Source organism: Streptomyces sp. NPDC046900 (assembly GCF_040644975.1).
Classification (GTDB): domain Bacteria; phylum Actinomycetota; class Actinomycetes; order Streptomycetales; family Streptomycetaceae; genus Streptomyces.
This window is the reverse complement of sequence record NZ_JBEYXD010000061.1, coordinates 17,123-35,063: the sequence shown is the minus strand read 5'-3', so window position 1 is coordinate 35,063 and position 17,941 is coordinate 17,123. Positions and strand designations below refer to the sequence as shown.

Here is a 17,941-nt window from a genome sequence, read left to right as displayed (position 1 = left end):
CCGTTCGGCCCCGTTCCCCCTGCGCGGCTCCTCCTCCCGGGCGAACCTGCGGATGAACGTCCCGTCCCCGAGGAGGCGACCCCATGGTCCAGCACACCACACGCACCGCGCCGCCCCCGAAGCGTACGGCGTGGGCGACCGGCGGCACGGCGTTCGCCGGGGTCCTGATGATGGTCGGAGGAGTGGTGGGCGTGCTGAACGGCATCGCGGGCATCGCCACCAACAACGTCTACGTCCGCGTGGGCAACTACGTCTACCAGTTCAGCCTCACCACCTGGGGCTGGATCCACCTGGTCGTCGGGGCCCTGCTCATGATCACGGGCTGGGGAGTGCTCCAGGGCATGGAGTGGGCGCGCTGGACGGGCGTGGGCCTGGCCGCCCTCTACATGATCCTTTACTTCATGTTCCTGCCGTACGCCCCGGTCTGGTCGTTCATCGCCATCGCGATCGGCGGGTTCGTGATCTGGTCCCTGGTGACGGGAGACCGCGCCGAGCCGGCACCGTAGCCCGTTCGGGGCCGCGGCCGTCCCCCTTCGGCGGCGTACCGGCGACCCTCTCCACGCCGCCCCCGTCTTCGAGGGAGGATTCGGGCACCGGGGTCCACCGAGGGGAAGGCGGCAGTACGTGGAGACTGCGACCGCGAGGCGGATCGGGCAGACCGAGGTCCCGCACCGGTCCCGAGGACGGGGCGCGGGCTCCTGGGCGGCCGGACTGCTCCTCGCCGCAGTGAGCGTCGTGGTCGGCTGCCGGGCCGCCGACACCGACGCGGTCACGCCCGTACCGCAGCTGCTCGCCTTTCTGCCCTGGCTGCTCGCCCCCACCGCGCTGGCCCTCCTGCTCGCCCTGCTCGCCCGCTGGCGCACCGGCATGCTCTGGGCCGTCCTCGTCCTCGCCGCGCTCGCCTGGTACAGCGAGCCGTACGGCAGGGCGGACGAGCCCTCCGGCACCCCGCTCGCCGAACTGCGGGTGCTGACCTCCAATGTCGAGTTCGGCCGCGGCACCGACTCCCTCGCGCCCGCCATCCGCCGCGAGCGCCCCGACCTCGTGTTCGTCGAGGAGTGCGAGTACCGCTGCTCCGCCACCCTGCAGCACGCCTTCGGCGGCCCGGCCGGCCCCTACCCCTACCGGCAGGCCGTGGAGGGCGCCGGTTCGGACGGGTCGCTCATCCTCAGCCGGTTCCCGCTGAAGGCCGCGCCCGGCGTGCCCGGCACCATGGGCATGCCCGGAGCCGTCGCCGACGTGCACGGCCGCGCCGTACGCGTCCAGCTCGCCCACCCCATGCCCCCGCTCCCCGGCCAGGTCTCCCTCTGGCGCCACGAACTGGGGAAGCTGCGCGCCTACGCGGCGGCCGGCGGCGACACGCCCACCATCGTGGCCGGCGACTTCAACGCCTCCCAGGACCACGCCGCCTTCCGCCGCATCCTCGGCACAGGCCTGCACGACGGAGCCCGTCTCGCCGACGACGCGCGCATCCCCTCCTGGCCCGCCAGGACCGCCCCGCCGTTCGGCGCCCAGATCGACCATGTCCTCCTCTCGCGGGACTTCTCCGTGAACTCGGCCCGCTTCCTGGACATCGCCGACACCGACCACCGGGCGCTGATCGTGGACATCACCCTCCGCCGGCGCACGGCCTAGTGTCCTGAGTTCGTGATTCTTTCCCTGATGGGGTCATGGGGTGTCCGAAGCCGAAGTGGGCCGAGTTGTTGTTGTCGGGTAACGAGCGGCAGGTGCTACAGCGGTGGGAAACCCTTCTCGATGCCGCAGGCCCTCGCGCCGCGGTCGCGGATCGTGTAGGCGTGCGCCGCAGTTGATCCGGGCGGCCTGTCCCAGTCGGCGAGCTCGGTGGCCCTGGGTGAGCATGGCGACAGTCTCCAAGTAGCGGGCCCGCTTCCTTAGCGAGGTCCTCGCGGAACCTGCAGGACAGTTGCCGGGGAGAGGATTCGGTGAGGACGTTCTTCCGAAGGGCAGGCCCAAGCCGGACGCAGCCGAGACGGCACCGACGGCTTTCGTGCGCTCGTCGGGCCGCGCCGGTGCCGTCCGGTGCGAAGCGCGGAGGCCACGCCGACGCGCAACACGACATGCGGCCGCCCCAACCCTCGCAGCTTCCCCTGCCACACATGCCGCCCCCACCCACACAACAAACAGACAGACAGGCAAGGGGAGAGGGAAGAGGGTTGTCGGGCTCCCGACCATGGCCCGACAGGCATGGTGATCTGCGGCTTCGCAACCCAGGCGCTGCACGGTGCGGGCGGCACTCGGCGAGGTTGTCGGGCGGGATGTCAGCCCGGTCGGGTGCGCTGTTGTCGCATTGTGACCGTGGTCGGGGCTTCCGGGTCGGTGGTCTGGTCGGGGCTGACTGCTGCTCTATCCGGTACGCGCGGCGCCAGGCAGGACGGCGTCGCACCGTAGAGGAGGTGGAGCAGCCGATGATGACGAACGTGGATGTGGGCAGTGGTGACCGGTTGGCGCTGGCGGTGCTGACGCAGTACCGGATGGCCACCACTGAGCAGATGCACCGGATACTCGCCCCCGAGGTGCGCATCGAGCAGACCCGGCGGCGGCTGGCCAAGCTGTGTGCCGAGGGGCTGGTCGACCGCATCACGCTGCCGCAAGCCGGACGGCTGAGAGTGTGGTTCTCCACTCAGTACGGCGTGCAGGTCGCCTCCGAGTGGCCGGAGCTGCGAGGGCGGCGGCCGCCGAAGACGGTGTCCGATCGAACCGCCGCGCGGTTGCGGCTCGCACACGCGCTCGTGGTGACCGAGACCGGGCTCTCCTTTGTCCAGGACGCCCGCCGCCACGACGAGGTGTGCCGACCGCTGGACTGGATGCCCGAGGTCTACCACCCGCTCGGAAGCGGCGAGGCTGTCATCCCCGACGCACTGTTGTTCTACCGGCGCGGCAGTGAAGGCGGCGACGGTGCAATGCTGCGGGCATTCGTGGAGGTGGACCGGGCGACCATGGGCCCGGAGCGCCTGGCTGCGAAGCTCGCTGCCTACGCCCGCCTCCACCGCTACACGCCCGCGCCCCTCGGACGGCGCCAGCCTGCCGAGCCGCTGCAGGAGGAATGGCGGCGGCACTACCCGCTCTTTCCACGGCTGCTGTTCGTCCTGGACGGCACAGGCCCCGCTGGTGTCGAGACCCGCATCAGGGCCCTGCGCGCGGCCGCCGCGAACTGGGCGGTGTCTGCCTTCCTCTGCGAGGTCCCCGCCCTGGCGGCACCACTAACCGATCTCCTCCAACACGGCCCGTCAGCGCCCGTATGGCGCCCCGTCCAGGACCCCGACCAGAGAGCCAGCTGGATGCAGTAGCCAGCCCACGCAGCGGCTGCGCACACCCGACCATGGGCCCGACCACAGCAGGTCACGGCGTTGCGCACCCAAAGTACGCAGGGGGCAGGCATTGCGCAGCCATCGCCCCGTCCTGCGCAGTCGCCGCCACGGGATTGCGCAGGACGGGCGCAAGCCAGAAGCAGTGAGGCAGGTGTGAACAGCCGAAACCCTTTGCGAAGTCGAGGCTCGAGTTACCACCGATGCTCGTGCTGTCAGGGTTTCGCAAATCTGATGTGGTCAGCTGCCGCCGGTCGGCAGCGAGTCAGCGACGAAGGTGCCCAACCCGACTTCCCCGCGCGTGTACCCCTGCTCCCGCACGTGCCGCATGGCCTTGGCCGCTGTGGCATTGACTACACCGAACTCTTGTGCGATTTCCAGCGTGCTGGGTACTCGGCTACCAGGCGGATAGGTGCCACTTTCAATGCGTCGGATGATCTCCGCCGCAATCTGCCTCCACAGCGGGCGCGTGCGGTCAAGTTCCATGATCCGATCGTGGATGACCGCAGGTTTCCGTGCATCCGTAGATAACTGCAGACAACCGCGAGTACTGTGGGCCAAGGAAAGAAAGCGCCCCCAGGACGGCCGGGCAAGGGCCGTTTCCCAGGGGCTAACGGAACAGAGGAGGTTCCGCTATGCGCACTCTATTTGCGCTGCGCCTCGCATTGGTCATGCCCGCCCGAAAGCACTGGCCCGAACCGATTCGGGAGACTCGGCAGCCGGAATCCGTACCCATCCGCTGCCGCAGGCTCCAAGAGTCAGCCCAGCTGGTGGGCGAAGAGGCTGCGGTTATCTGGCCGTACGTGATCGCATGGGAGCGGGAGCAAGAACAGCGTCGACAGCGCGGGAGGCGACGGGCGGCCTTACTGGCGAGGATGGGCCAGACCTACGCCAGGGGTGCTGCATGATCGAGCCGACTCGCTACCCGCAAGCGCCGGTTGAGCTACCCCTAGACGATTGGCTGTACGAAGCGCGTCCCATCGCCGGTTGCGCGACGTGCGAAGAAGCGTCCATCGCGCTGGCCGCCGCCAAGCGAGCCGGAAAGGCGTGGGCACGATTCGACGCAGCGCGGACGATTCGCAGGCATCCGCACGGCCGAACCACCGCAACCTCATGAACAGGCCGACCGACCTTTCCTCGCTGGAAGCCGCCGCTGCGCTGTTGGTCCTCGTGCGGGCCGTCCTGGACAGCGAGACCGAGCCCACGGCCGATGAGTTAGCTGTGTTCCTGCGGCCGGTCACTGACGCGCTGGAGGACGTGCTCTCGGTGGCCACGCGCCGCGCCTAGCTCACGTCCACGGATGTGGTGTGCGGCTGAGGGCGAGTGGCCGGCCCAGGTCTGCTTCCGCGGCAACAGGGAATCGCTGGTGGAGCTGTCGCTGCCCTGGGGCATCCCGTCACTCGCGGCAAAGGGGGCCGTGCCAGCCGGGCGCCGCCCCCTCGTCCCCCGTCAGGGGTCCGACCCGAGGGTCAGACCCCTACGTCACGGCCGTCCGCGCGCCACACCGCCACGACGGCGGGGCGGACGATCTTCCCCGGTCCGTCGGGCCAGGTGCTGGCCGGCTTCTCGACGCTCGCGCCGTCGATCTCGCCCGGGTGCTGCACGGCCACGATCACGCGCCGGTCCTGAACGATCGGGCCGCAGGTCTCGGCGCCGTTCGGCACGGTCAGGAACTGCTTCAGCTCACCGCGCCGCTCGCCGCGCACGGCGACGCCGAAGAGCCCGTCGTGGGAGCCGAGCTGGTTGCCGTCGGTGGAGATCCACAGGTTGCCGTGCGGGTCGAAGGCCACGTTGTCCGGGCAGGAGATCGGGCTGACCCGGTCCTTCGGGAAGCCGGCGAAGTAGGTGGAGGAGTCGGCGGGGTCACCCGCAACGAGGAAGACGGACCAGGCGAACACGGTGCTCTCGGGCCGGTTGCGGCCCTCGGTCAGCTCCAGGATGTGCCCGTGCTTGTTGCCGCTGCGCGGGTTGGCCTCGTCGGCGGCCGGCGAGCCGGTCTTGCCTCGGTTGGTGTTGTTGGTGAGGACGACGTACACCTTGCCGGTGTGCGGGGACGGCTGGATGTCCTCGGGCCGGTCCATCTTGGTGGCACCGGCCTTGTCCCCGGCGAGCCGGGTGAACACGAAGACCTCGTCCGCGCTCATGCCCTCGACGTGGGACACGGCGCCGTCGGCGGTGGCGGTGGCGGTGGCGAGCGGGATCCAGGTGCCGGAACCGTCGAACTCCCGTCGCCCGGGAGCTTGCCGCTGCCGTCGATGTCGGCGGCCGGGGAGTCGCCGGTCAGCTTGGCGACGTAGAGCGTCCCCTCGTCGAGGAGTGTGAGGTTGTGCTCGCGCGCGGACCGTGAGTTCCCGTGCCGCATCCGCTTGCTGCTGACGAACTTGTAGAAGTAGTCGAACCGCTCGTCGTCACCGGAGTAGACGACGGGCCGCCCGTCCTCGGTCAGCCGCACGGTCGCGGCCTCGTGCTTGAAGCGGCCGAGCGCGGTGCGCTTGCGGGGCGTGGACGTCGGGTCGTACGGGTCGAACTCGACGACGTACCCGAAGCGGTTGACCTCGTTGGGCTCCTGGGCCAGGTCGAAGCGCTTGTCGAACCGCTCCCACTTGCGCTCGGTGGCGGAGGTGCCGATGCCGTACCGCTTGTCCGTGGCGCTGGACCCGTTGGCGAAGTACTGGTTGAAGTTCTCCTCGCCGTGCAGGGTGGTGCCCCACGGGGTGGTGCCGCCGGAGCAGTTGTTGAGCGTGCCGAGGACCGTGCGGCCGGTCGGGTCGGCGGAGGTCTTCAGGAGGTCCGATCCGGCGGCGGGGCCGGTGAGACGGAACTCGCTGGTGGCGGTGACACGGCGGTTGAGGTGGTGGCGGGGCACCGCGGTGAGGCGGCCCGTCTTCCTGTCCTCCTCGACGACCACGGCGGCGAGCCCGTGGGTGGCCCAGGCCGCCTCCACCTGCTGCCGGGTGGGGTTCGCCGGGTCGTACCCGCGGAACATGATCACTTCGTCGGTGTACTCGTGGTTCGCCACGAGGAGCTGACGGTCGCGCTCGCCCGGGAGGGGCAGGAGGGCGAGGAAGTCGTTGTTGTACCCGAACTGGCCGGCCTGGGCGGCGGCGGTCTGGTTCTCCGGGTCGAAGGCGGGGGCACCGCGGAGGATCGGGTCGCCCCAGCGGATGACCACGTTCTGCCGGTAGCCCTCCGGCACGACCACGGCGTCGGTGGTGTCGGGGGCGACGGAGGCGAACCGCAGACCGCGGGCCCCGCCGGCGGTGCTCGCGGCGGTGCCCCGGGCGTCGGCGGCCGAGGCCTGCGGGGCCTTGGCGACGGCTGCCGTTCCCGTGGCGGTGGCGACCGTGACGACGGCGGCGGCACGCAGGGCGGAACGGCGGCTGAGGGCTCCGGCGATGACGTCGCCGACGTACTCGTTGGTAGTGGTGTTGGGCACCTCGTGGAAACAGGCGTCACCACACCGGAAACGGCAGGTCAGGGCGGACCGGCCGCCGGGGTGCGAGTCGGACGGCGTTCCGATCAGCGGCAGCGGTTTGCGCACTTTACTCTCCCCATGCGATCTCTTGGTGGGGGCGTGACCTTAGGGGGGTGGATGTGCGAGATTCAGGCGGACTGATGAACGATGGGTGAATCAGTGGGAGCCGTACGGGGGTTGGAGCAGCGGTCGGCGAGGCGCGGTCCACGCGGGGGGCACGGCGGTCAGACCGCCTGGCCGGACGGCAGGTGATGGCGGGATCGCGCCGTTGACACCGGGCGCTTCCGATAGCCGGACCCTGCCCAAGATCGCCGCCTGTGACCGCTAACCTTACGTGTCCGTCCTGGCCAGGGATTGACGGGCATCAACTCATGCGAAGGGTTGCGCACATGGGCATTCTCACTCTCCTGCGGAACGCGTTCGGCCGCTCACGCAAGGGTCGCTCCGCCGAGGAGGAGCCCTCGCGGGAGACGGCGACGCCCACGGAACCGGCGGTTTCGGCACCGGCGACACAGCCGGAACCGTCCGCCACGGAGACCACCGCGCCGGCCGCGACACCCGGGATCCCGGCCCAGCAGTCGTCGGACTGGGTGGACGAACACGAACTGGTCTCGGCCGCGTTCGACAACGTGACGGTCCCGAGGCAGGCGACTCCGACGGAGGAGCCGGAGGCTTCGGCACCGGCGGGGGGTTCGGCGCCGCAGGAGGGTTCCGCGCCTGCGGAGACGTCGGTCCTGCAGGAGGCTTCCGCGCCTGCGGAGGCTTCGGTGCAGCCCGAGGCGGAGACGCTGGTGCAGGCGACGGCGGAGACGCCGGCCGAGGCGGAGGCGCCCGCTGAGGCGGAGGCCGAGCCTACGGCGACGCCCGACGCGGAGACTGACGCTGCGGCGACGACCGAGATCGAGGCCGAGGAGCCGGTTCAGGCCGAGACGCCCGCCGAGGCAGAGGCCGAGCCCGCGGCGACGCCCGACGCGGAGGCTGAGGTTGCCGAGGCCGAGGCTGCCGAGGCCGAGGCTGAAGTTGCTGCGGAGCCGGAGGCCGAGGCCGCCGAGGTGACGGAAGGACCGGAGGCCGAGACGGCGCCGGAGCCTGCCGCGGAAGTCGCACCGGAGCCGGAACCGGCCGAAGAGGCCGCGGCAGAGGCGCAGCCCGAGCCGACCCCTGAGCCCGAGCCCGCCGCCGAAGCCACCCCCGAGGCCGAACCGGAGCCGGAGGCGGCCCCCGAACCGGAGCCGACGGCCGAGGTCACGGCGGAGCCGGAGCCCGAAGCCACCCCCGAGCCCGAGCCCGCCGCCGAAGCCACCCCCGAGACCGAACCGGAGCCGGAGGCAGCCCCCACTTCCGAGCCCGTGGCCGAGGTGGCCGAGCCCGTGCCCGCCGACAGCGAGGCAGCCCAGAACGGGAACGACACCGCCGAAGGCGAAGCCGAGACGGCCGAACCGCAGGCCGAAGCCGAGCCCCAGGCCGAAGCGCCCGAGGAGCAGGCCGAAGCAAGCGAGCCCCAGGCCGAAGCGCCCGAGGAGCAGGCCGAAGCAAGCAAGCCCCAGGCCGAAGCGCCCGAGGAGCAGGCCGAAGCAAGCAAGCCCCAGGCCGAAGCGCCCGAGGAGCAGGCCGAGACGCCCGAGCCGCAGGCTGCCCTGCCCGCGCTGACCCTCGACGGGCTCACCTCCCTCGCCCCCGGCCTGGCCACCGCCTACAAGGCCGCGGCGACCTCCCTCGAGAAGTTCGACCTCACCGGCACCCGCGCCAAGGTCTACCTGGTGCTCGACCGCTCGGCCTCCATGCGCCCGTACTACAAGGACGGTTCCGCCCAGGCCCTCGGCGAGCAGGCCCTCGCCCTCGCCGCCCACCTGGACTCCGAGGCGACGGTGCACGTCGTCTTCTTCTCCACGGAACTGGACGGCACCGGCGAAATCACCCTCGCCGACCACGAGAACCGGATCGACGACCTCCACGCGGGCCTCGGCCGCATGGGCCGCACGAGCTACCACGCGGCCGTGGAAGCGGTGATCGCCCAGCACGAGAAGTCCTCGGACCCCGCTCTGCCGGGCCTGGTGATCTTCCAGACGGACGGCGCCCCGGACGCCAAGACCCCCGCCACCCAGTCCCTCACGAACGCCGCGAAGAGCCACCCCGGCCTCTTCTTCTCCTTCATCGCCTTCGGCGACCCGGAGAACAAGGCCTTCGACTACCTCCGCAAGCTCAAGACGGACAACACCGCCCACTTCCTGGCCGGCGAGACCCCCCGCGAGCTCACGGACACGGAGGTCTACGAGGGCGTACTGGCGGCCTGGCGCCCGTAAGGTACGCCCGAAGATCCGCCCGACCGGCGCAACGGCATCCGGCCGCCCCTTCCCACGACATAAAACGGGAAGCGGGCGGCCCGCCTGTTTCGGCTACGATTTCAAGGTTCGCAGACGACGCAGACGGCCCGAAAAGCCGACGCCCGTCACTCCACGCAACAACTTGGGAGCAGCCCGCGATGGCTCGACACCTCATCACCAGCGCCCTTCCGTACATCAACGGGATCAAGCACCTGGGCAACATGGTGGGGTCCATGCTCCCGGCGGACGTGTACTCCCGGTATCTGCGCCAGCGCGGCCACGACGTGCTCTACATCTGCGCCACGGACGAGCACGGCACCCCCGCCGAGCTGGCGGCCAAGGAGCTGGGCCTGCCGGTCGACGAGTTCTGCGCCCAGGCCCATGACGCGCAGAAGGCTGTGTACGACGGCTTCAGCCTGGCCTTCGACTACTTCGGCCGCAGCTCTTCCACGCAGAACCGGGACATCACCCAGGAGATCGCCCGCGAGCTGAAGGCGAACGGGTTCATCGAGGAGCGGGCCATCCGCCAGGTGTACTCGAACACCGACGGCCGCTTCCTGCCCGACCGGTACATCATCGGCACCTGCCCGCACTGCGGCTACGACAAGGCCCGCGGCGACCAGTGCGAGAACTGCACGCGCGTCCTCGACCCCACGGACCTGATCGACCCGCGGTCGGCGATCAGCGGCAGCAGCGACCTGGAGGTCCGCGAGACCAAGCACCTCTTCCTCCTCCAGTCCGCACTGGCCGGAGAGGTCGAGGCGTGGGTCGACGAGCGCGCCGACAACTGGCCGATCCTGGCCTCCTCGATCGCCCGCAAGTGGCTCACCGAGGGCCTGCACGACCGTGCGATCACCCGTGACCTGGACTGGGGCGTGCCGGTACCGGCCGACACCTGGCCGGACCTGGCCCTCGAGGGCAAGGTCTTCTACGTGTGGTTCGACGCCCCGATCGAATACATCGGCGCCACAAAGGAGTGGGCGGACCAGGACCCGGAGAACCGCGACTGGCGCTCGTGGTGGTGGGAGTCGGACGCGGACGTCCACTACACGCAGTTCATGGGCAAGGACAATGTGCCCTTCCACAGCGTGATGTTCCCGGCGACCCTGCTGGGCACCCGCTCGCCGTGGAAGAAGGTCGACGTCATCAAGGCCTTCAACTGGCTCAACTACTACGGCGGCAAGTTCTCCACCTCGCAGAAGCGCGGCGTCTTCACCCATGACGCGCTGGAGATCCTGCCCGCCGACTACTGGCGCTACTTCATGATGGCGAACGCGCCGGAGTCCGACGACTCCTCCTTCACCTGGGAGCACTTCACGGCCACGGTGAACAAGGACCTGGCGGACACGCTCGGCAACTTCGTCAACCGGGTACTGTCCTTCTCCCGCAAGCGCTTCGGCGACGCGGTCCCGGAGGGCGGTGAGCCGGGCGAGGCCGAGGCGAAGCTCGGCGAGGAGATCGGGCGCCTCCTCGCGGAGTACGAGGAGCACATGGAGGCCATCCAGTTCCGCAAGGCGGCGGCCTCGCTGCGCGCCCTGTGGTCGGCCGGCAACTCCTACCTGGAGGAGAAGGCCCCCTGGCTGGAGATCAAGACGAACAAGGAGGGCGCGGCCCTCACCCTGCGCACGGCGATGAACCTGATCCACCTGTACGCGGTGGTCTCGGAGCCGTTCATCCCGACGTCGTCCGCGGCCATGCGCGGCGCCTTCGACCTGAAGGACGACACGGCGACCTGGGTCACGCAGGAGGAGGCCAAGTCCCTCGCCACCGTCGCCCCCGGCACGCCCTTCACCGTCCCGCCGGTCCTCTTCGCCAAGCTCACGGAAGAGGACCTGGAGAACTACAAGGAGCGCTTCGGCGGCGAGACGGCGTAAGCACGTCGGCCGCTCCGCGGGGCCCCGGGAACGATGCGTTCCCGGGGCCCCGCGGCATTTCCGAGATCCCCGGTGAGCAAAGCGGCCGTTCGCCGCGCAGGTGAAGATCGCGACCGCTCGGGGCGGGTACAAAGCCCGGTCCTGACGCCGTGTCCACGGGCGATGCCCACGGGAAAGACGGACGGGCCCGGAACCCCTTCTCGGGGTTCCGGGCCCGCTCTCGTGTCGCGCCTTACTTCGGCTGCGGCTTGCGGATGGAGAGGTGCAGCTCGCGCAGCCGCGGCTCGTCCAGCTCCGTCGGCGCGCCCATCATCAGGTCCTGGGCGTTGCCGTTGAGCGGGAAGGAGATCGTCTCGCGGATGTTCGGCTCGTCGGCCAGCAGCATCACGATGCGGTCGACGCCGGGGGCGATGCCGCCGTGCGGCGGGGCGCCGAAGCGGAAGGCGCGGAGCATGCCCGCGAACTTCTCCTCGACGGTCTCCCGGTCGTAGCCCGCGATCTCGAAGGCCTTGAGCATGATGTCCGGCTCGTGGTTCCGGATCGCGCCGGAGGACAGCTCGACGCCGTTGCAGACGATGTCGTACTGCCAGCCCAGGATGTCCAGCGGGTCCTGCGTCTGAAGCGCCTCGAGGCCGCCCTGCGGCATCGAGAACGGGTTGTGCGAGAAGTCGATCGCGCCGGTCTCTTCGTCCTTCTCGTACATCGGGAAGTCGATGATCCAGCAGAAGCGGAAGACGCCGTCCTCGAAGTGGCCGGCACGCTTGGCGGCTTCCACCCGCACCGCGCCCATGATCTTCGAGACCTCGTCGAAGTCGCCGGCGCCGAAGAACACGGCGTGGCCAGGGGCCAGGGACAGCCGCTTCGTCAGCTCAGCGACGTTCCCCTCGGTCAGGAACTTCGCGATCGGGCCGGTCAGCGAGCCGTCCTCGGCGACGCGCACCCAGGCCAGGCCCTTGGCGCCCAGCGAGACCGCGAACTCACCGAGCTGGTCGAAGAACTTCCGCGGCTGTGCGGAGACGTCCGGCACCGGCAGCGCGCGCACGTGCCGGCCCGCGAAAGCCTTGAACTCGGAGCCCTCGAAGACATCGGTGATGTCCACCAGCTCCAGCTTGGCGCGCAGGTCCGGCTTGTCGGAGCCGTACTTCAGCATCGCCTCGCGGAACGGGATCCGGGGGAAGGGCGAGGTGACGTGACGCCCGCCGCCGAACTCCTCGAAGAGCTCCGTCATGAGCTTCTCGATCGGCTGGAAGACGTCCTCCTGCTCGACGAAGCTCATCTCGACGTCGAGCTGGTAGAACTCGCCCGGCGAGCGGTCCGCGCGGGCGTCCTCGTCGCGGAAGCAGGGCGCGATCTGGAAGTAGCGGTCGAAGCCGGAGATCATCAGCAGCTGCTTGAACTGCTGCGGGGCCTGCGGCAGCGCATAGAACCGGCCCGGGTGCACACGCGAGGGGACCACGTAGTCGCGGGCGCCCTCGGGGGAGGTGGCGCTGAGGATCGGCGTCGCCATCTCGTTGAAGCCCATCGCCGACATCTTCTGGCGCATGGCGGAGATGACCGCGGTGCGCAGCATGATGTTGCGGTGCATGCGCTCGCGGCGCAGGTCCAGGAAGCGGTACTCCAGGCGCCGCTCCTCGTTCACACCGTCCTCGGTGTTGATCGTGAAGGGCAGCGGGGCGGCCTCGCCCAGCACCTCCACCTCGCCGACCTCGATCTCGATCTCGCCGGTCGGCAGGTCCGGGTTCACGTTCTCCGCGCCGCGGGAGACGACCTTGCCGTCGGCGCGGACGACCGTCTCCTTGGAGAGCTTGTCGAGCGCCTCGTACGCGGGCGTGCCGGGGCGGGCGACGAGCTGCGTGATGCCGTAGTGGTCGCGCAGATCGATGAAGAGGATGCCGCCCAGGTCGCGCCGATTGTGCAGCCAGCCGCTCAGCCGGACGTCGCTGCCGACGTCAGAAGCGCGGAGCTCGCCGCAGGTGTGGGACCTGTACCGATGCATCGTTCATCCAGTCTTCGCGGATCGGGGACTTTCCGGGGCCGCTCGCCCCGGCGCCTCCGGGCGGGCACGGCCCGGGACCTTCCAAGGGTACCGGCCGCCTCAAGATCGCCTCCCCTTGATTACGGGCGCGCCCTGATCGGGGGCGCGGATGCGTCCGGACGCGCAGAACCACGTCGAACCAGTTTGAGGGCATGGAACCTGTCGGAGATCACCACGAATCATTTCAAGATCCCCTTTTCCCGCGTTCGGTGGCATCCGTCGATCCCCGCTTCTTACAGTGGGGCAATGCGTACTGGTGAGCCCCTGCCCGCCATGGGGGATGTCCTGGCCGCTCTCGCGACCGGTCTATGGCGCTACGACGCCGCCGGGGGGCTCGTCACTCTGGACGCGGAGGCCGCGCGGCTGGTCGGGCTGCCGGCCGAGCCGGCGATCCTCAGCGAGGCCGGTATCCGTGCCCGTTTCCACCCCGTCGACTGGAACGAGGTCGACGGAATCGTCCAGCTCGCGCTGGCCGAGGGCACCATCGCCGAGATGCGGATGCGGATCATGGACGCGCACGGACGGGTGGTGCGCACCGTCCGCAGCCGCTCGAAGCCCTCGATCGACCCGCACACGGGTGCGTACGAACTGGTGGGCACCCTCCAGGAGGTCACGGATCCCTCCCCGAGCGCCGTGCGTTCCCCCGTCACCGGCGACTGGCGCCGCTCGCGCGAGGCGTTCCTGCTGGACGCGGGGCGCGCCCTGGCCGAGGCGCGGTCGACGGAGGAGGTGCTGCGGGTCGCGGCGGGGCTGGCCATGCCCGGTTTCTCCCCGGACGGACTCGCCGTGTTCGGGGTCGAGGGCGACCGGCTGACCGTCGTCGGGCACCACGGGCACAAGCCGGGGGCCGAGGGCCCCTTCACACAGATGCTGCTGGACACGGACTACCCGGCCGCCGAGGTCGTCCGTACCGGCCGCGCCGTCTATCTGTCCTCACCCGAGGAGTACAAGGCCCGCTACCCCGTCTCCTGGCCGCTCGCCGCGCACTTCGGACGCCAGTCGTGGGCGTTCCTGCCGCTGACCGTGTCGGGGCGGACGATGGGCGCCTGGATGGCGGCGTTCAAGCACCCGGTCACCTTCACACCCGACGAGCGCGCTGTGCTCACCACGGTCGCCCGCATGCTCGCTCAGGCACTGTTCCGCGCGGGCGCCGCCGAGACGGAGCGGGAGCTCACGGACGGGCTGCAGCGTTCGATGCTGCCCACGCTGGGCCCCCGGATACCCGGCATGACGGTGGCCGCGCGCTATGTGCCGACCGGCGGCGGGCTCCAGGTGGGCGGCGACTGGTACGACCTGATCCAGTTGCCCGGGGGCACCTCCGGGACGAACTCCTCAGGGGGCCGGTTCGCGCTCACCATCGGCGACGTCCAGGGCCACGACGTACGCGCCGCGGGCCTCATGGGCCAGCTGCGGATAGCGCTGCGCGCCTATGCCGCCGAGGGCCATCGTCCGGACGCCGTCCTCTCCCGCGCCTCGCGCTTCCTGCACGGGATGACCCACGGCGAGGACGGCGCCGACCTGCGCTTCGCGACCTGCCTGTACGTCGAGGTGGACCCCGCGACGGGCACGCTGGAGATCGCCCGCGCCGGCCATCCCGACCCGGCGATCCGCATGGCCGACGGGACCGTGCTGATGCGGCCGACAGCGGGCGGACTGCCGCTCGGCATCGACCCGGACGCGGACTACCCGACCACCCGGCTCGTCCTGGAACCCGGCGAGACCCTGCTGCTCTGCACGGACGGGCTGATCGAGACCGGCGGGCACGACCTGGACACCGGCTGGCGGAGGATCCGGCGGATCCTCGAGGAGCACCAAGGCGACATGGAGGGGCTGGCCGACGCGCTGGTCCAGGCCGTGCACGGGCCCTCCTCCCACCACGCCACCGGGCCGCTGACCGACCGGCGCGAGGACGACATAGCCGTGGTGTTGCTGTGCCGGGTGGCCCCGGGGTGCGGCTGCGAACCGGCCACGGAGATACGGCAGCCCGTGCGCCGCATGATGCTGACGATCGCGCAGGCGGAACCGGAGCGGATCGCGAGCGCCCGGCACCAGCTGCGTGAACTGCTGCACGACTGGTCCTCCGAGGACCAGGTGGACTCGGCGGTGCTCCTGGTCTCCGAGGTGCTGACGAACGTCCTCGTGCACACCGACACGGACGCGCTCCTCGTCGCCGAGGTCTTCCAGGACGGGGACGGCCTGGACGGCGGCAGCGGACGCCGGGTCCGCGTCGAGGTCACGGACGCCAGCGACGACCTTCCCCACAAACGCCGCCCCGGCGAGCTCGCCTCCTCAGGCCGCGGCCTGGTCCTGGTCGGACTGCTCGCCGACGCCTGGGGGGTGGATCCCCGGGGTGAAGGCAAGAGCATCTGGTTCGAACTGCACGAGGAGCCGACGAAGGACGACAGCAAGGTCTAGGCGGCGGCTACGGGGCCGCGGATGCGGTGACGTGAATGCGATGACGGGCGGGGTGCGCTGACGGAGGTTTGGCGCGGGGCTGGGCTTGGGGGCGGCGACCTGGCGGTCGGCCCCGGGCCCAGCGGCCCGGCGAGTCGGCCCTGGCCCAGCGACCCAACGGGCGCAGCGACCCGGCCGTCGGCTCAGCGGCTCGGCGGTCGGCACCCGGCCCCGGCCGCCGCTCCCCGGGGCACGCAGGTCTCGGCAGGCGTCGAGGCCCCGGACCACCGCCGCCGCCAGGCACCCCGGTTCGCGTCAAGTCGCCGGCGGCCGTTCCTCTCCACCCTCCGCTTCCGGCGGGACGACGGCTGTCTCCTCGTGCCCGTACCGCGTCCGCAGCTCGTGCGCCACGCCGAACGCCGCCGCCGTCAGCGGCACCGCGAGCAGCATCCCCAGGATCCCCGCGACCGAGGCCCCCGCGGTGATCGCCAGCAGTACCGCCGCAGGGTGCATCTGCACCGTCCGGCTCTGGATCGCCGGCTGGAGCACATGTCCCTCCAGCATCTGCACGGCGACGACCACACCGAGCGCCCACAGTGCGATGACGAACCCGCGGTCGGCGAGGGCGACCAGGATCGCCACGGCGCCGGACAGAAAGGCGCCGAGATACGGGACGTACGCACCGACGAAGACGAGCGCACCCAGCCCGATCGCGCCGGGCACTTGGAGGATCAGCAGCCCCACGGTGATGCAGAAGGCGTCGATGAGTGCGATGAGCGTGGTCCCGCGCATGAACCCCTCGACCGCCTCGTAGGCGCGCCGCGCCATCGCCTCGACGGTGTCCCCGGCGTCCCGCGGGGTCAGCGAGCGCAGCAGTCCGGCGGCCCGGTGGCCGTCGCGCAGGAAGAAGAAGACGAGCAGCAGGGCGAGGACGGCCATGGCGATGGCCTCGCCGACCACGCTGACCCCGCTGAGGACGTTGGAGGCGGCGGTCCCGCCGAACTTGGTCAGCAGTTCCTTGGAGTGGGAGGCCAGGTCGTCCAGCGAGGTCCCGGCGGCTCCGAAGTACTGCGCGACCGACTTCCCGGCCCGTTTCAGCGAGGCGACGATCTGGTCGCCGGTGTCGATGAGCGCGGTGACGACGATGTAGACCGCGCCGCCGACCACGGCCACCACGGCGACGCAGGTGATCACGGCGGCCAGGGACCGGTGCACCCCGACCCGCACGAGCTGCCGGTGCAGCGGCCCGAGGAGCGCGGTCCCGAGGAGCGCGAGCAGCACGGGCACGACAGCCGTACGGAACTCCCCGCACAGCCTGATCACAACCCAGCCGACCCCGGCGACCAGCAGAAGGACGGCGCACCAGGCAGCCAGCCGGCGTACGGGCTCGGGGAGAAGCTGCACCCCACCAGCCGACCACGCGCACGGGCGGGCTGTCCTGTGCGGACGGCCCGCCCGGGTGACGCGACGTCAGGGCCGGTGGAGGCAGGAGAGGTCAGGCGCCCTGCGGCCCCTTCTCGTCCATCCCGTGCACCGTCGGGATCGTGCCGAGGCGCCCCTTCTGGAAGTCCTCGAACGCCTGCTGGAGCTCCTCACGGGTGTTCATCACGAACGGCCCGTAGTGCGCCATCGGCTCACGGATCGGCTGTCCGCCCAGCAGGAGGACCTCGAGGTCCGGCGTGTTGGAGTCCTGCTTCTCGTCCGCGCGGACGGTGATCGAGGAACCCGCGCCGAACACGGCGGTCTGCCCGACGTGGATCGGCCGCCGCTCGGTGCCCACGCTGCCGCGTCCGGCCAGGACGTACGCGAGGCCGTTGAAGTCCTCGCGCCAGGGCAGCGTGACCTCGGCGCCGGGCGCCACGGTCGCGTGGATCAGGCTGATCGGCGTGTGCGTGACACCGGGGCCCTGGTGACCGTCCAGCTCACCGGCGATGACGCGCAGGAGGGCGCCGCCGTCGGGAGTCGTCAGCAACTGGACCTGACCGCCACGGATGTCCTGGTAGCGCGGGGCCATCATCTTGTCCTTGGCGGGCAGGTTGACCCAGAGCTGGATGCCGTGGAACAGGCCGCCGGACACGACGAGCGACTCCGGCGGGGCTTCGATGTGCAGGAGGCCGGAGCCGGCTGTCATCCACTGGGTGTCACCGTTGGTGATGGTGCCGCCACCGCCTTGGGAGTCCTGGTGGTCGAAGATGCCGTCGATGATGTACGTGACGGTTTCGAAGCCGCGGTGGGGGTGCCACGGCGTGCCCTTGGGCTCGCCGGGCGCGTACTCCACCTCGCCCATCTGGTCCATCATGATGAACGGGTCGAGGTGGCGGTAGTGGATTCCGGCGAACGCCCGGCGAACCGGGAAACCCTCGCCCTCGAAGCCGCTGGGCGCGGTCGTGACACCGAGCACGGGACGGGACACCGCGTCGGCGGGCGTGACCACACGGGGCAGGGTCAGCGGGTTCTCGACGGTCACTGCAGGCATGTCGGTACCTCCTTTGTGCTTCCACTTTAGTTGACGA

The 17,941-nt window shown here is 70.6% G+C and carries 11 protein-coding genes and 1 pseudogene; 7 read left to right on the top strand and 5 right to left on the bottom strand.

The features are described from left to right. Positions 1 to 83: 83 nt before the first annotated feature. From ABZ904_RS36790 to ABZ904_RS36780, 3 genes are all read left to right on the top strand, one after another. Positions 84 to 506 (top strand): hypothetical protein, encoded by a 423-nt coding sequence (locus tag ABZ904_RS36790; protein WP_361828469.1) that lies wholly within the window; start codon positions 84 to 86, stop codon positions 504 to 506. A gap of 118 nt (positions 507 to 624) precedes the next feature. Further along, positions 625 to 1,635 (top strand): endonuclease/exonuclease/phosphatase family protein, encoded by a 1,011-nt coding sequence (locus ABZ904_RS36785; protein WP_359402911.1) that lies wholly within the window; start codon positions 625 to 627, stop codon positions 1,633 to 1,635. 779 nt (positions 1,636 to 2,414) lie between these two features. Continuing rightward, complete coding sequence (locus ABZ904_RS36780; protein WP_361828466.1) at positions 2,415 to 3,308, top strand: replication-relaxation family protein; 894 nt, start codon at positions 2,415 to 2,417, stop codon at positions 3,306 to 3,308. Positions 3,309 to 3,566: 258 nt separating this feature from the next. Here the strand turns inward: ABZ904_RS36780 and ABZ904_RS36775 are convergent, their stop codons facing one another. Then, positions 3,567 to 3,812: a winged helix-turn-helix domain-containing protein gene (locus ABZ904_RS36775; protein ID WP_359402916.1), complete on the bottom strand. Its 246-nt coding sequence runs from the start codon at positions 3,810 to 3,812 to the stop codon at positions 3,567 to 3,569. A 627-nt stretch (positions 3,813 to 4,439) separates the two neighbouring features. Here ABZ904_RS36775 and ABZ904_RS36770 point away from each other — a divergent pair. Then, on the top strand, positions 4,440 to 4,613 hold the full coding sequence (locus ABZ904_RS36770; RefSeq protein ID WP_359402919.1) for a hypothetical protein: 174 nt from the start codon (positions 4,440 to 4,442) through the stop codon (positions 4,611 to 4,613). A 182-nt stretch (positions 4,614 to 4,795) separates the two neighbouring features. Here ABZ904_RS36770 and ABZ904_RS36765 read toward each other — a convergent pair. Then, a pseudogene (locus ABZ904_RS36765) lies at positions 4,796 to 6,867 on the bottom strand (PhoX family protein). A 323-nt stretch (positions 6,868 to 7,190) separates the two neighbouring features. Here ABZ904_RS36765 and ABZ904_RS36760 point away from each other — a divergent pair. Together ABZ904_RS36760 and metG are read left to right on the top strand one after the other, a co-directional pair. Next, positions 7,191 to 9,104: a VWA domain-containing protein gene (locus ABZ904_RS36760; protein ID WP_361828461.1), complete on the top strand. Its 1,914-nt coding sequence runs from the start codon at positions 7,191 to 7,193 to the stop codon at positions 9,102 to 9,104. Positions 9,105 to 9,283: 179 nt separating this feature from the next. Further along, a complete protein-coding gene (gene metG, locus ABZ904_RS36755; RefSeq protein ID WP_361828458.1) occupies positions 9,284 to 10,999 on the top strand; it encodes a methionine--tRNA ligase in 1,716 nt (571 codons plus the stop codon). 232 nt (positions 11,000 to 11,231) lie between these two features. Here the strand turns inward: metG and aspS are convergent, their stop codons facing one another. After that, a complete protein-coding gene (gene aspS / locus ABZ904_RS36750; RefSeq protein WP_361828455.1) occupies positions 11,232 to 12,995 on the bottom strand; it encodes an aspartate--tRNA ligase in 1,764 nt (587 codons plus the stop codon). Between the two features lie 285 nt (positions 12,996 to 13,280). Here aspS and ABZ904_RS36745 point away from each other — a divergent pair, with 285 nt between their 5' ends. After that, on the top strand, positions 13,281 to 15,449 hold the full coding sequence (locus ABZ904_RS36745) for a SpoIIE family protein phosphatase (protein ID WP_361828452.1): 2,169 nt from the start codon (positions 13,281 to 13,283) through the stop codon (positions 15,447 to 15,449). 294 nt (positions 15,450 to 15,743) lie between these two features. Here ABZ904_RS36745 and ABZ904_RS36740 read toward each other — a convergent pair whose 3' ends face one another. Both ABZ904_RS36740 and ABZ904_RS36735 read right to left on the bottom strand, forming a co-directional pair. After that, positions 15,744 to 16,832: an AI-2E family transporter gene (locus tag ABZ904_RS36740; protein WP_360991198.1), complete on the bottom strand. Its 1,089-nt coding sequence runs from the start codon at positions 16,830 to 16,832 to the stop codon at positions 15,744 to 15,746. Positions 16,833 to 16,923: 91 nt separating this feature from the next. Next, positions 16,924 to 17,904 (bottom strand): pirin family protein, encoded by a 981-nt coding sequence (locus tag ABZ904_RS36735; protein WP_361828449.1) that lies wholly within the window; start codon positions 17,902 to 17,904, stop codon positions 16,924 to 16,926. Positions 17,905 to 17,941 lie beyond the last annotated feature (37 nt).

Bases quoted from the DNA above. Each gene is read 5' to 3' on its own strand.
- ABZ904_RS36745 (WP_361828452.1), top strand. From the start codon at position 13,281: ATGCGTACTGGTGAGCCCCTGCCCGCCATGGGGGATGTCCTGGCCGCT.
- ABZ904_RS36770 (WP_359402919.1), top strand. From the start codon at position 4,440: ATGAACAGGCCGACCGACCTTTCCTCGCTGGAAGCCGCCGCTGCGCTG.
- metG (WP_361828458.1), top strand. From the start codon at position 9,284: ATGGCTCGACACCTCATCACCAGCGCCCTTCCGTACATCAACGGGATC.
- ABZ904_RS36735 (WP_361828449.1), bottom strand. From the start codon at position 17,904: ATGCCTGCAGTGACCGTCGAGAACCCGCTGACCCTGCCCCGTGTGGTC.
- ABZ904_RS36790 (WP_361828469.1), top strand. From the start codon at position 84: ATGGTCCAGCACACCACACGCACCGCGCCGCCCCCGAAGCGTACGGCG.
- ABZ904_RS36775 (WP_359402916.1), bottom strand. From the start codon at position 3,812: ATGGAACTTGACCGCACGCGCCCGCTGTGGAGGCAGATTGCGGCGGAG.
- aspS (WP_361828455.1), bottom strand. From the start codon at position 12,995: ATGCATCGGTACAGGTCCCACACCTGCGGCGAGCTCCGCGCTTCTGAC.
- ABZ904_RS36760 (WP_361828461.1), top strand. From the start codon at position 7,191: ATGGGCATTCTCACTCTCCTGCGGAACGCGTTCGGCCGCTCACGCAAG.